This window comes from Rhizobium sp. 768_B6_N1_8 (assembly GCF_051811225.1).
Lineage (GTDB): Bacteria > Pseudomonadota > Alphaproteobacteria > Rhizobiales > Rhizobiaceae > Rhizobium.
In genome coordinates this window covers 2077525-2091685 of the sequence record NZ_JBPWPV010000002.1, presented here as the reverse complement: position 1 = coordinate 2091685, position 14161 = coordinate 2077525, and the positions used below count along the sequence as shown (strand labels likewise).

Sequence of the window (14161 nt, the reverse complement as noted above, 5' to 3'; positions counted from 1 at the left end):
TTACTGCTTCCTGATGTCGAAGATCGGGATACGCGCGTCCGGACGCCCTTCAAAGGTAACCGATTTCGCCTTTCCGTAAAGCGCATCCTCCTGATACAGCGGGATGAGGGGCACGTCCTTGGCGGCCAGATCCTGGATCTGAGCGAGCACGGCTTCGCGTTTCGCCGGATCGACGATCGCCCGGCTTTCGTCGAGAAGCTTGTCCATCTCCGGGATCGAGGCCGTCGAGTAGGGCTCGCCGGTCTTCATGATGGCATAGACGGCGGCATCCGCATCGAGCGTCTGGGTCGAACCCCAGCCGAGCATGAAGATCGGGCCCTTGCGCGGCACCTGCTGCGCATAGACGGACCAGTCGAGCACTTCCTGGTCGATCTTCACGCCGATGTCGCCATATTGCTGAGCGATCGCCTGTGCCACTTCGCTGTCCTTGATGTAGATGTGCGAGGACTGCATCTTGATGCTGAAGCCGTTCGGATAGCCGGCTTCCGCAAGCAACGCCTTGGCCTTGGCAGGATCGTAGGCCGGAACTGGAACGTCTTTGTAACCGAAGTCGGCGGGGCCGACCTGGGTGCCACGTGGGGCCGCCATGCCTTGAAGAATGTTATCGACGATCGATTTGCGGTCGATGGCTATGTTGAGCGCCTGGCGGACCTTCACATTATCGAGTGGCTTTTCCTTCATGGTAAGACCAAGATAGATGGTAAGACCGCCATTCTTCACTTGCACGAGATCGGCGTCGGGACTTTCCTTGATTAGCGGGAGCAAATCCACCGGGACTTTTTCGATAATATCGACTTCGCCGGTCAGAAGTGCCGTGACGCGAGCGGTGCCGTCCGGAATCGAGCGCCAGGTGACCTTGTCGATTGACGGTGCGCCGCGCCAGTAATCCTTGTTGGCTTCGAGAATGACATGCTGGTCCGGAATGAACTCGACGAATTTATACGGACCGGTGCCGACGGGATGGGTGGCAAACTTGTCGTTGCCGACTTCCTTCACGTATTTCGGCGGAACGATATAGGCCGGGTAGCGGCTCATGCGGGTTGGAAGCAGCGGATCGGGGCCATTGGTCTTAATGCGGACGGTCGACGGATCAACGACGTCAACACTGGCGATGGTGCGGATGTAAGAGACCGTCGGCGACTTTGCCGCCGGATCGAGAACGCGGTCGAGGGTGAATTTGACGGCCTCGGCGTCGAATGCCTCGCCGTTGTGAAACTTGACGCCCTCGCGGAGCTTGAATTCCCATGTCGTGTCGTCGATCGCCGTCCATGAGGTCGCAAGTCCGGGTACGAGCTTCATGTCCTTGTCTCGCATGACCAGCGTGTCGAAAATATTATCGACGATGGTCGCGGCCTCGCGAAGGAAGCCAGGGTCCATGGCGGTAGTGGAAGCGCTACGGCCGACGACGAGATCGGCAGCCTCGGCGGTCGCTGTGGTGACTGGCAGCAGCATGGATGCCGCGAGAGCTAAAGCAACTAGTCTTTTCATTAGGCCTTCACCTTCTCCGGAGTTGACATTTCCCCCGTCCGGCAGGACGGCAGTTGATGACGTGACGATATATGATATATCCTGTATGAGCAAGATATGGGCAGTTCCGAATCTGTGATAAAAAACAGGCAAATTTTCCAATGACGAGGGTGATGTGAGTACAGCTTTGTTCAATGCAGCTCCAAGAAAGAGCCTAGTTACGCATGTCGAGGATGAAATCCGCGCGGCGCTTATCGAGGGCCGGCTGGAGCCCGGGACCAGGCTCGTCACGAAGGATCTGGCGCACTCGCTTGGCATTAGCATTACACCCGTTCGCGAAGCTCTGGTGCGCTTTGCCGCCTCGGGTGTCCTGGCCGCGGAACCGGCTCAATCTTTCCGGGTGCCGACGATGACGGTGGCGCAATATTCCGAGATCGCCGAGATCCGCAAATCTGTCGAAGGGCTTGCGGCCTATAATGCCGCAGGCAAAATTAACGGCTCGGAAATCGCCGAGATGCGAGGGTTGCTGAAGAAATACCTCGCCGCGAAAGCAGAAAAGAACCAGCATCTGGCGCTGACGCTGAATAAGGAATTCCGCTTCGTCCTTTACGCGGCGGCTCGCATGCCGACCCTTCTCGGCGTTATCGAAATGCTCTGGCTGAGGGCTGGACCGGGCTTCAACTACCTCTATCCGGAGGCTCAGTCCGGGTCCAGCGATCATCACAACTACGACGACCTGATGCAGGCGCTACAGCATAAGCGGGCCGATGCAGCCCGCGCGGCGATCGAGCATGCGATAGAGGATGGTGCACGCATCGTCATCGAAGCCTTGCAGGAGCGCGAAGCGCAACGGGTGACCGTGAAGTGACGGGCCAAGGCAAGGCATCGAACAGCAAGATTCGCACTGCCGCTCATTGGGGTGTCTACGAGGTCGTGCCCCAGCCGGTGGGCAGCCCCTCAATAAGGGGCGCCGCAGAGGATTCCGATCCGTCGCCGATCGGCCTTCATATGGCGTCGGGCGATCTGAAGAAGGTGCGCATAGCAAGACCGTCTGTCCGCAGGAGTTGGCTGGAAAACGGACCCGGCTCGAATCCTCACTTACGAGGGCGTGAGCCCTTCGTCGAGGTAGAATGGGATGTGGCGCTTGATCTTCTCGCCCGCGAGTTCGAGCGGGTCTGCTCGACCTTCGGCAATGAGGCGATCTTCGGTGGCTCTTACGGATGGGCCAGCGCCGGACGGTTTCACCACGCGCAAAGCCAGGTTCACCGGTTTCTCAATCTGATCGGCGGCTATGTGAGCCATGTTGACAATTACAGCCTCGCGGCCGGTCGGGTGATCCTGCCGCATGCGGTTGCCTCGACCGAAATCCTGCTCGACCAGCATACGTCCTTCGACGTGATGACGAAGCATACGACACTGTTCGTCACCTTCGGCGGCGTGCCTACGAAGAATGCCCAGATGTCGCCGGGAGGCGCTGGCCGCCACCGGGTGACGGCAGGCATGCGGGCCATGGAAAAGGCCGGAACCCGCTTCGTCAATATCAGCCCGGTCTCCGACAATATGCCGGTCGATAGCGAGTGGCTGGCGGTCCGCCCCAATACCGACGTGTCGCTGATGCTGGCGCTCGCCTTTGTGCTGGAGACCGAGAACCTCGCAGACCGCGTCTTCCTCAACAGCCACTGTACCGGCTATGGCCGGTTCAGGCCCTATCTGCTCGGGCACACGGATGGCATTGCCAAGACGCCGGAATGGGCATCCGCAATCTGCGGCATCGATGCCGACCGGATAGCCTCGCTTGCCAGGGAAATGGCTGCAAGCCGGACGATGATCAATGTCTCCTGGTCGCTGCAGCGCGCCGTGCATGGGGAACAGCCTTTCTGGATGACGGTGACGCTGGCAGCGATGCTCGGTCAGATCGGTCTTCCGGGAGGCGGTTTCGGTGTTGGCTATGGCGCACTGAATTCCGTAGGGCACGATAATGCCCGGTTCAAGTTCGGCACTTTCCCGCAGAGCCAGAACCCGGTCTCGACCTTCATTCCGGTTGCGCGCGTCGCCGACATGCTGCTCAATCCGGGCGGCAGCTTCACCTACAATGGAAAAAACTACAGCTATCCGGATATCCGTCTCGTCTATTGGGCGGGTGGCAATCCGTTCCATCATCATCAGGATCTTAACCGCCTCCTGAAAGCCTGGGAAAAGCCGGAGACGATCGTCGTCAACGAGCCCTATTGGACGTCGACGGCAAAGCTCGCCGATATCGTCCTTCCAGTTACGACCTCGCTGGAACGCAATGACATCGCCGCTGCCGGCGGCGAGGATCTGGTCGTCGCAATGAAGAAGGTCGAAGAACCTTTTGGCCAATCGCGCAACGATTTCGACATTTTCGACGCGCTGGCCAAACGGCTCGAGATCAATTTCTCCGAAGGCCTCGACGAGGATGGCTGGCTGCGGCGCATCTATGCCGTGAGCCGAGACAATGCAGCCGCCAGAGGCATAGCCATGCCGGATTTCGAGACATTCTGGGAGGCAGGCCTGTTCGATCTCGGCCCCGAGGCAGGCCCGGTCGTCATGTTAGAAGCGTTTCGCCACGCGCCTGGTGCGAACCCAGTTCCTACGCCGTCTGGTCTGATCGAGATCTTTTCCGAGACGGTCGATAGCTTCGCACTCGCCGATTGCCCCGGCCACCCGATCTGGTTCGAACCGCCGGAATGGCTGGGTACCGCATCGCGCGGCGAACAGGAACTGCATTTGATCTCGGACCAGCCGGTGCGCCGACTGCACAGCCAGCTTGATGCCAGCCCGCACAGCAAGGCAGGCAAGGTGGCAGGGCGCGAGCCGATCCATATCAGTCCGGCCGATGCGGCTGATCGTGGCATCGCTGATGGTGATCTGGTCGAAGTCTTCAACACCCGCGGCCGGCTGATCTCCGCGGCCGTCGTTTCAGACGCGATTATGCCGGGTGTGTTAAGGCTTTCCACCGGCGCTTGGTTCGATATGGACCGTGATAGCAATATTGAGCGGCATGGCAATCCGAATACCGTAACGCTCGACATTCCGGCGTCTTCACTGTCACAGGGCTGCAGCGCCCAAACATGTCTGGTCGCTATCCGTAGACTCGATTCCGACCCGCCGCCGGTCGAGGCTTTCAACACTCCGGATTTTACATCATGATTTTTGGACCCGATGTCGCAGGTTTGGACTACAAGTATCTTTCCATTAGCCTATATTTGCTGCGCAAGGGACGGTTTAGCTTTTGATAATGAAAGCGGCTAGGTGCTGGTGGCCCGACCGCTTCGCTTTTGGTCCGCGCGTTCAGACGGCGCCGCGAGTTTCCACATAGATCGCGTAGACCGAGTGGCTGCTCGCCATATAGAGGCGGTTCTTCTTCGGGCCGCCGAAGACGAGGTTCGGGCAACGCTCCGGCAGGCGGATGAAGCCGATCGCCTTGCCGATCGAGTTGAAGACCTTGACGCCGTTCAGATCCTCGGGCCTGGCGCCCGCAGCGCCGCTCGATCCCCAGCCGCACCAGAGGTTGCCGTCGATGTCGACCTTGAAGCCGTCGAGACCGCCATTGTCGTCGGCCGTCACCAACGCCGTCTTGTTCGAAAGCTTCACGCCGTCTGCGCCCATGTCGTAGCTCCAGATGATACGGTAGGGCGATGCGCGGCCTTCGACGATGTAGAGCTTCTTTTCATCGGGCGAAAACGCAATGCCGTTCGGGCCTTTCAGCTCGTCGGTGACAAGATCGAGCTTGCCGTCCGGCGAGATGCGATAGACCGAGTGCGGCAGCTCCGGTATTGCCTTCTCGCCCTCCCACTCGCCGGCGATGCCGAAAGGTGGATCGGTGAACCAGATGGAGCCGTCCGACTTGCAGACGATGTCGTTCGGAGAGTTGAGCTTCTTGCCGTTGTAATTATCGGCAAGCACCGTGATCGAACCGTCATATTCGGTGCGGGTGACCCGGCGTGTCAGATGTTCGCAGGAAAGCAGGCGGCCCTGGCGGTCGCGGGCGTGGCCGTTGGCATAGTTGGAGTTGGCGTTGTAGACGCTCCAGCTCTCATTGGCTTCGTCATAGCGCATGACGCGGTTGTTTGGAATGTCGCTGACGAGCAGATAGCGTCCGTCGCCGAACCAGACTGGACCTTCCAGCCAGCGAGCGCCGGTTGCGACCTGCTCGAGCGAGCTGCTGGCGACACGATACTTCGCAAAGCTCGGATCGAGAATCTGGATGGCCGGATCGGGATAGATGGGGCTTGGCGTAAAGCCGATCGCTTGCGCAGATGCCATTTTCGGGACGACGGTTGCCAAGGCGGCCGCCGAAAGCTTCATGATGTTGCGGCGTGAAAAATTCACATTGAAGTCCTTCGATTGTGATTTTTGATTTCATATCAATTTGCCCGACTTGGCGGGGAACCGAAACCACGGTTCGCTTTCCAATTAAAGGCAGCCCGTTGTGCGTCGCAACAAACCAGGATTACCTTCTGTCACCTTGGTTAAGCACCCGTGAAATGCAGATTGGAGATCGGCGTGCGCTTTTGTGCGCTGCGACAAGGGTAAGATTTTATTATGAAAAAGCACCTATGATCCACGAACTATCAAGTTTGATCGCTACCGCATTATGTCCACTGCGGCTCCTGCATTTTGCTTTTCAATACACCTTCATTCATTGAGCGTTTTTTGAGGTATCTGATGTTTAAGAATTTAAAGATCAAAACAAAATTCCTGATGGCGATTGCCGTCCTTGCCGTCATTTCGCTGGCAGGCCTGATGTATGTCACCAGCAAGTTCAGCGCTGCCAATGAGGCCTATTCCGGGTTCCTGCAGAAGGAAAGCAATGCGGCGACCTTCGGACCCCGCGGTGCGGCCGGCATGTGGACCGCGACGACATGGCTGAGCCGCGCGCTGGCACAGGACCCGGCAACGCCGGCTTTCCAGGATCTATCAGGCCGGTTTTCGAAAGAATTTGCCGGCGCCCGTGACCGGTTGACACAGATCCCGGCGCTAGTGCCAAGCCGCAAGGCTGCGATCGACGAACTGCTTGCCGGAGCGGACGCACTGAAGGCAATCGGCGACGATCTTCTCAAGGCCCATACCGCAGGCGATCAAGAAAAGGTTCGCACGCTCTCCGCCAAGCTCGACCAGGCGATCGTCGATCTCTCGCCGAAATTCGGCGCCAATAACGGCGCCATGGCCGAAATCCTCAACAACGGCGCCAAGACGTTGAGCCAATCGGTCTCCAGCACGATTACCTATGCGATCTGCGGGATGCTTCTGGGGATTGCGATCGCCGCAGTCCTGTCCATGACTATCGCCCATAAGGGCATCACCGTACCGATGGCCCGCTTGCGTGAACGCATGGCTTCGCTGGCTGCCAGTCAGACGGAAGCTGCCATCGACGGCCTCGACCGCAAGGACGAAATCGGCCAGATGGCAGAAGCCGTGGCGGTGTTCCGCGACAATGCGATCGAGCGCCTTCGCCTGGAGCAGGAAGCGGAAGACAATCGCGGTCTATCCGAACGCGACCGCATGGATCGCGAAGCCCAGAAGACGCGGGAAGCCGCCGAGATCAAGTTCGCCGTCGACAACCTGGCGGAGGGCCTGAGCCATCTCTCCGACGGCAATGTGTCCTACCGCATCGAAAAGCCCTTCACCGCGACGCTTGACGGTGTCCGCTATGATTTCAATACCTCGGCCAGCAAGCTGCAGACGGCTCTGGAGCAGGTGGCAGAGAATGCCCGCAGCATCGAAGCCGGCTCGTCCGAAATCAAGGCGGCTGCCGACGATCTGGCCAAGCGCACCGAGCAGCAGGCAGCTTCGGTGGAGGAAACCGCCGCCGCTCTGGAAGAAATCACCACCACCGTCAAGGACGCCACCAAGCGCGCTCAGGAAGCCGGCGCCCTTGTTGCCCGCACCCGCAGCGGTGCTGAAACCTCCGGGGAGGTCGTCCAGCGCGCCGTCAAGGCGATGGAACAGATCGAAAAGTCTTCTGGCGAGATCAGCAACATTATCGGTGTCATCGACGACATCGCCTTCCAGACCAATCTTCTCGCGCTGAACGCCGGCGTGGAAGCGGCTCGTGCAGGTGAAGCCGGCAAGGGCTTTGCCGTCGTCGCCCAGGAAGTGCGCGAGCTCGCCCAGCGCTCCGCCAGGGCCGCCAAGGAGATCAAGGCGCTGATCACGACATCGAACGAGCAGGTCAATGCCGGGGTGCAACTGGTCGGCCAGACCGGCCAGGCGCTGGTGACGATCGTTGCGGAAGTGCAGGAAATCAACCGGCACGTCAACGCGATTGTGGAATCGGCGCAGGAACAGTCTTCTGGACTTCAACAGATCAACACCGCCGTCAACCAGATGGATCAGGACACGCAGAAGAACGCTGCCATGGTCGAGGAATCGACCGCCGCCAGCCACGGTCTCGCCCGTGACGCCGCATCGCTAAACGAGCTTCTGGCCCAGTTCAAGCTATCTGGTCCGCGTCAGACTTCTGTCGTGCGACCCGTCAAGGGCCGGGACGTACCGGTGGCCTCGCCGGCTCATGCCCTTGGCCGCAAGGTCGCACGCGCCTTCACCGGTAATGCCGCGGTAGCCGTGGCCGGCGACGAATGGCAGGAGTTCTAAAGCGGCACTTGTGCTCTACGGCTCGGCCTACTGAGGAGTACACCTCGCCTTCGACGAGCCGATTGGATATGTCGACCCGGCGGTCGTGGAGAAGACGACGCATTCCACAATCCGGGGCATCCGCATGGTCCGAAAGTTCCGGGCCGCTGATGGCCAGAGCAGGTAGATGCTGCCATCGGCAAGCATTGATAGCAGCTCCTGATGATCCGGCTCGGCGAGCTTGTGAAGAGTGGAAAGCCGGCGATATCGGACGCCCGTCCAGCAAATAAGCAAAAACAACGACGCCTTGGTCGTACCCTTTGAACGGCTCAGCCATCATCTCGGAAACCTGGGGGCGCAACAGTCGCTTTAAATCGGCGCTCGCACCACAAAAGAACAGCTGAATTTTGCTAGGTTTCAGGATCAAACTTGCGCGCAAGCCTCCGGCTTGTTCCCCTCAAGGCGGCCACACGGGTCGCCAATTAGCAAATGCTCACTGTACCTCATTGACATATCTGTGGTGCGCGGTCGTCGCGCGATGAGCGGATATGAGAATGGGGACCGCGAGTTGGTCATAGGCGACCTCGTCGATCGTTAGCACGGCAGCCGGCAGGGCAAGGTCTAACCACCGGGCATCGAAATCGGACGCGAGATCGGCACCGATCTGTTCGCGTATGGCCGAGATGCGGATTCCGTAATTTTCCAGTAGATGCAGGTAGAAAAGCGCAGGGATTTCTTCTGCCCTCTCCGGGAAGTCCGGAACCCGTTCGCAGGAAAGTGTCAGCGTCTCGTGCATGATCGGTCGATCGTCGACGTAGCGCACCCGGTGGAAGGTGACGATCGGCGATCCTTCCTCGATCTGAAGTTTCCCCGCGTCGGCGGTGGAAGCAAAGCTCCTGTCGAGCGAGGTCACCTTCGTCACCGACTTGCTAAGCGAACCATCCAGCCCGTGCAGTCGAAAATACTGAAAAAACAATCGCAGGCTGTGCTGCGGCTTGCGGCCGGTCACGACGGTGCCGGTCTTGCGACGGCGGCTGAGAAGGCCGTCATTGGTGAGGTCCATCAGCGCTCGGCGAATGGTCCCAACGGCCACGCCGTAAGTTTGCGACAATGCCACTTCGCTGGGCAGAACAGAGCCCGGTTCCAGTTTGCCGATCATGATCGCTTCGGTGATCTGTCGCTTGACCACTTCGTAAAGCGGCAAGGACAATTCTGTCAGCTTGCTCGCTCCTGATGAATTATTGGGCAGTTCCGGCAATTATTTGCCTCTTCTTTGGAGTTGACTCATGATCTCGATCTACCCAGTATTACTATATAGTTTATATTAAAGCGCAAGCTGAGGAGGCTGGCGTGACGGGTACCGAGGACACTGCCATGAACACCCAGCAGCCAGCATCTTCGCAACAAGGCTTTGAGTCTGCCATGGCAGCGATTGAGCTGGATGTCGAGGCTGCTGTCGATGATCTGGCGCGGATGATCAAAGTTGACACCTCATTCCCGCCGGGGCTGGGCTATAACGCTTTCGCCGATCTGATGGCCGAGCTTCTGGCGCCGCTGGGGTTTGAGTTCGAGCGGGTCGTTGTGCCGCGTGATCTCTGGTACGTAGCCGGTGGTCTGGCTTCTGGCGAGCGGACCAACCTCGTTGCCACCCGCGAAACGGGAAAGCCTGTCTGCGGCCTTTATTATCACGTCGACACGGTGCCGGTTGCGCCCGGCTGGACTCGTGATCCCCTGAGGCTGACGGTCGAGGGCGATGATCTGTTCGGGCTCGGTGCTGCCGACATGAAGGGCACGATCGCCGCAACCTTGCTGGCGCTGCGGGCCGCCAAGGTATGCGGCGTGCCGCTCGCCTATGATCCGATGCTGCTTTTGTGCACCGACGAGGAGGGCGGGCTCTATCCCGGTATCCGCTACCTCGCGGAGCAGGGCATGCTGAAGGACCATATCATCAATTTCAACGGATCGGCGGCACCGCGTGTCTGGGCCGGCTGTTTCGGCATATTCAATCTGCAGGTGACGATAACAGGGCATGCCGTGCATGCAGGCGAGGGCAATCGCACAGGCGCCGGCATCAATGCCATCGAGGGCGCCCTTCCGGTCCTCCACGCCCTGGTGAAGCTGAAACCGGAGGTGGCAAGCCGGACATCCAGGCTAACGCCGCCGCCGCATGCATCCGGGCCGCTTCGACCACAACTGACCATTTCGGCCATCAACGGCGGCACCGCCGGCGGACAGGTGCCGGCCGAGATCAAGATCCTCGTCAGCCGCCGTTATGCGCCGGAAGAAAACTACGATGAGGCACGCGCCGAAATCGAGACTCTGGTCCGAGGTTGCATCGCCGACACAGGGCTTGGCCTTTCTGTGGATCTTGTCGGGCATCTGGTCCCAACTGACGATCCCGATGGTCCGCACTGGCCACGATGGCAAAAGGCGCTGTCGCTGGGCTTCGGCTACAAGCCCGAAGACTTTCAAAAATGGGGCGCCGCAAGCTGTTCGGATTTCGGTTACGTGCAGAGGGCCGGTTTCGGCCCGGAAGTGCTGCTCGGCGGACTCGGCCGGCCGGAAAGCTGCATCCACAGCCCCGAAGAACACACGACACGGCAGGACATCATCGCCCTCGCGAAGAGCATTCTCGCCTATCTCGCGGCCGACTTCGCCGCGGACTGCATTCCTGAAAACAGCAACTGATACGTCAAGGGGAACTACATATGCTGGAAATGAAACGCCGCTTCTTCCTGGCTGGCACGGCAGCCGTGTTGGCCGCACCGTCGCTGAGCTTTGCTCAAGCAACGCCGGCCAAGGGCGGCACGCTGAAGATCTCCGTCGACCAGGCGGCAAGCGTCATCCATCCGCTTCTCACCCGCGTCAACCCGGAATATTTGGTGACCGAACTGCTCTACAGCAACCTGACGCGCCTCAAGGTCGACATGTCGGTGGAGCCGGACCTGGCCGAAAGCTGGACACCGAACGAGGGCTTAACCGAGTGGACATTCAAGCTGCGCACCGGCGTCACCTTCCATGACGGTTCCGCCTTCACGGCAAAGGATGTCGTCGCCACGTTCAAAGCGATCCTCGACCCGGCGACGGCTTCGCCCGGCCGCAACAATGTCGGCCCGATCGCCGATATCGTCGCCGTCGACGATGCGACCGTACTGTTCAAGCTTTCCGGTGCCTATGCCGACCTTCCGGTCTCGATGGCCTACACCAACGCTCGTATCATCCCGGCCCATTTTGCCACCGGCGACTTGAAGAGCCTGTCGACCAAGGCTGTCGGCACTGGTCCGTTCAAGCTTGTGTCCTACGAGCCGGACCGCCTGATCGTCGTCGAGCGCAACGAGAAGTACTACGACCCTGCGCGGCCCTATCTCGACCGCGTCGAAGTGCATGTTTTCCCGGACACTTCGGCTGAAAGCTCAGCGCTGCTTGCCGGCGATATCGACATCATCTCGACCATCCAGCCGCCGGAATTCATGCGCGTCGATGGCAATGACGGCATCACCACGCTGCGCACGCCGTCCGGCCAGTTCTGCAACATCAACTTCGGCTGCGACACGGCTCCGTTCAATGACGCACGCATTCGCCGTGCGATCGCCCTGACGGTCGATCGCGAAGCCATGGTCGGTTTCGTCACCGAAGGTTTCGGCACGGTCGGCAACGACACGCCACTCAACCCGTCCTACCAGTTCTTCAAACAGGTCAAGCAGCGTGAGGTGAATATCGAGGAAGCCAAGAAGCTTCTCGCCGAAGCCGGCCATGCGAACGGTCTGGAACTGACACTGATTGCCTCCGACCGTCCGGCGGTGCGCACCCAGCTCGCGGTAGCGCTCCGCGAAATGGCCAAGGAAGCCGGCATCACCATCAACGTCCAGACCATGCCGCATGCGACCTATCTGGAGCAGGTGTGGAAGAAGGGCACATTCTACGTCGGCTTCTACAACATGCAGCCGACCCCGGATGGCATCTTCAAGCTGCTCTACACCTCTGATGCGGCCTGGAATGAGACACGCTGGAACAACAAGGCGTTCGATGCGCTGGTCGCGGAAGCCCGTGGCACGACCGACGAGGCAAAGCGCACTGAGCTTTACACTAAGGCACAGGAAATCATGAACGAGGACGTTCCCTCGATCATCCCGTCCTTCTTTGACGTTCTGGCCGCCAAGCGCAGCTGGGTCGAAGGCTTCGAAGCGCATCCGCGCGCCTCGGTGTTCCGCCTCGACTACGCCTCGCTCTCCGACAAGGCGCCGAAGCGCGGCTGATGTCGTGATCCCTTCGGGCGCGGCGAGAGCCGCGTCCGATACCTCTTTCTGCCAAGGAACATGACCTTGTCACCGAATTACATAGCCAAGCGGCTGGTGATGATCGTCTACACGCTGTTCGTCGTGTCGTTGATCGTCTTTGCCATAACCCAGATCCTGCCGGCCGACGCCGCCGTCATGATGCTGGGTGAGAACGCCACGCAGGATGCTCTCGACGCGCTGCGCCAGACAATGGGGCTCGATGCGCCTATCTGGCAGCAATACGCAACCTGGCTTGGCCATGTCCTGCAGGGTGATCTCGGCACATCGCTGCGCACCGGTCAGCCGGTCGGCCCGGTGATGTTCGAGGCACTCGGACGCTCGCTGCTTCTTGCCTTCCTGTCGATCGGCCTGATGCTGGTGCTGGCCATTCCGCTCGGCATCATCGCTGCAATCCGCCGCGGCAAGATTGCCGATATGGTCGTCAGCCTGATCTCCTATGCCGGTGTCGCACTGCCGGAATTCGTCACCGCTACGATTGCCGTGCTTGTCTTTGCCGACTGGATGAAGTGGCTGCCGGCGACCGGTTACGTGCCGCTGACGGAAAATTTCGTCGATGGCATTGCCCATCTCGTCTTGCCCGTCTGCGTCATTTCTATCATCCTGATCGCCCATGTCTCGCGCATGGTGCGCTCCGAACTCATCGACGTGCTGCATACCGACTACATCCGTGCGGCGCGGCTGAAGGGCATTTCCCGCGGCCAGGTGCTGCGCCGCCATGCGCTGCGCAACGCGCTTCTGCCGACCATCACCATCGTCGCGCTGGACGTCGGTTATCTGCTTGGCGGCGTCATCGTCGTGGAAGAGATCTTCGCCATTCCCGGTATCGGCCGCCAGCTGATCGTCGCCATCCAGGCGCGCGACCTGCCTGCCATCCAAGCCGGCGTGCTGATCATGGCTGCCACCTATTCGCTCGTCAATTTCATTGCCGACATCCTCTATGCCTGGCTCGACAAGAGGATCCAGTATGACTGAGTTTATCAAACGTCTCCTGAAGACGCCTCAGGGCGCCATCGGCTCCGGCCTCGTGGTGCTGGTCCTGTTGATCGTCGTCTTCGGCCCGCTGGTCGCGCCCTACGACCCGGAAAAGTTGTCGCCGCTTGCTCGCTATAAAGGACCAAGCCTGACCTACTGGCTGGGTACCGACCAGTATGGCCGCGATATCTGCAGCCGCCTGCTGATCGGCGCCCGCGCCACCGTCGTGATGGCGGTGCTGGCGACCATTGCCGGCACGTTGATCGGCGCGCTGATCGGCACCGCATCCGCCTTTCTCGGCGGCCGCGCCGACGAGCTGATCATGCGCACGATCGATGCCGTGATGTCGATCCCGAGCCTGCTCTTCGCTCTGCTGATCGTGAACCTTCTCGGTTCCAGCACGGTCAACGCGCTGGTCGCCGTCGCCATCGCCTTTGCTCCGGGCATGGCGCGGATCACAAGAAGCGTGGCGCTGTCGGTTCGCAAGCAGGACTATGTCAATGCAGCAATCGCCCGTGGCGAGAGCTCCGGATATATCATCCGCCGCGAAATGCTGCCGAACGTGATTGCGCCGATCATCGTCGAGATGACCATTCGCATGTCGTTTGCGGTGATGCTGTTTGCGACCCTGAGCTTTCTCGGTCTCGGCGCCCAACCGCCGGCTGCCGAATGGGGCCTGATGGTGTCGGAAGCGCGCCGCTATATGCATCTTTCCGCCGGCATCTTGATCTGGCCGAGCGTGGCGATCGCCATCGTTGCCGTCGGCTTCAACCTTCTGGGCGACGGTCTCCGCGATGCCCTCAATCCGCGGACGTGAGGTGATGACC

Annotated in this window: 9 protein-coding genes and 1 pseudogene; 7 read left to right on the top strand and 3 right to left on the bottom strand. The window is 60.0% G+C overall.

The genetic code is table 11. From position 1 onward, the window contains the following. The gene (locus AB8B33_RS33995) at positions 1 to 1488 is read right to left on the bottom strand and encodes an ABC transporter substrate-binding protein (RefSeq protein WP_439018751.1); all 1488 of its coding nucleotides are present in this window, start codon (positions 1486 to 1488) and stop codon (positions 1 to 3) included. Between the two features lie 154 nt (positions 1489 to 1642). On the opposite strand from AB8B33_RS33995, the gene AB8B33_RS33990 reads away from it, so the two are divergent. Together AB8B33_RS33990 and AB8B33_RS33985 are read left to right on the top strand one after the other, a co-directional pair. Beyond that, positions 1643 to 2335, top strand: coding sequence for an FCD domain-containing protein (locus AB8B33_RS33990; protein WP_439018750.1), 693 nt, complete (start codon positions 1643 to 1645; stop codon positions 2333 to 2335). Continuing rightward, a complete protein-coding gene (locus AB8B33_RS33985) occupies positions 2332 to 4638 on the top strand; it encodes a molybdopterin guanine dinucleotide-containing S/N-oxide reductase (protein WP_439018749.1) in 2307 nt (768 codons plus the stop codon). The genes AB8B33_RS33990 and AB8B33_RS33985 overlap by 4 nt, the downstream gene beginning before the upstream one ends. Before the next feature lie 141 nt (positions 4639 to 4779). Here the strand turns inward: AB8B33_RS33985 and AB8B33_RS33980 are convergent, their stop codons facing one another. Then, positions 4780 to 5820 carry an SMP-30/gluconolactonase/LRE family protein gene (locus AB8B33_RS33980; protein WP_310380384.1) on the bottom strand — a complete coding sequence of 347 codons (1041 nt, stop codon included), beginning with the start codon at positions 5818 to 5820 and terminating at the stop codon, positions 4780 to 4782. Positions 5821 to 6777: 957 nt separating this feature from the next. Between AB8B33_RS33980 and AB8B33_RS33975 the strand changes: the two are divergent. Then, a pseudogene (locus AB8B33_RS33975) lies at positions 6778 to 8085 on the top strand (methyl-accepting chemotaxis protein); the annotation flags it as partial. Between the two features lie 472 nt (positions 8086 to 8557). Here the strand turns inward: AB8B33_RS33975 and AB8B33_RS33970 are convergent. Further along, positions 8558 to 9322 carry a GntR family transcriptional regulator gene (locus tag AB8B33_RS33970; protein WP_439018748.1) on the bottom strand — a complete coding sequence of 255 codons (765 nt, stop codon included), beginning with the start codon at positions 9320 to 9322 and terminating at the stop codon, positions 8558 to 8560. A gap of 164 nt (positions 9323 to 9486) precedes the next feature. Here AB8B33_RS33970 and AB8B33_RS33965 point away from each other — a divergent pair, with 164 nt between their 5' ends. The 4 genes from AB8B33_RS33965 (at position 9487) to AB8B33_RS33950 (ending at position 14151) form a co-directional block, all read left to right on the top strand. Then, positions 9487 to 10752 (top strand): M20 family metallopeptidase, encoded by a 1266-nt coding sequence (locus AB8B33_RS33965; protein ID WP_439018747.1) that lies wholly within the window; start codon positions 9487 to 9489, stop codon positions 10750 to 10752. Between the two features lie 20 nt (positions 10753 to 10772). Next, the gene (locus tag AB8B33_RS33960) at positions 10773 to 12320 is read left to right on the top strand and encodes an ABC transporter substrate-binding protein (RefSeq protein WP_439018746.1); all 1548 of its coding nucleotides are present in this window, start codon (positions 10773 to 10775) and stop codon (positions 12318 to 12320) included. Positions 12321 to 12386: 66 nt separating this feature from the next. Next, positions 12387 to 13334: an ABC transporter permease gene (locus tag AB8B33_RS33955; protein WP_439018745.1), complete on the top strand. Its 948-nt coding sequence runs from the start codon at positions 12387 to 12389 to the stop codon at positions 13332 to 13334. Next, positions 13327 to 14151, top strand: a complete 825-nt coding sequence (locus AB8B33_RS33950; RefSeq protein ID WP_439018744.1) for an ABC transporter permease — start codon at positions 13327 to 13329, stop codon at positions 14149 to 14151. Before AB8B33_RS33955 ends, AB8B33_RS33950 begins: the two co-directional genes overlap by 8 nt. Positions 14152 to 14161: the final 10 nt, after the last annotated feature.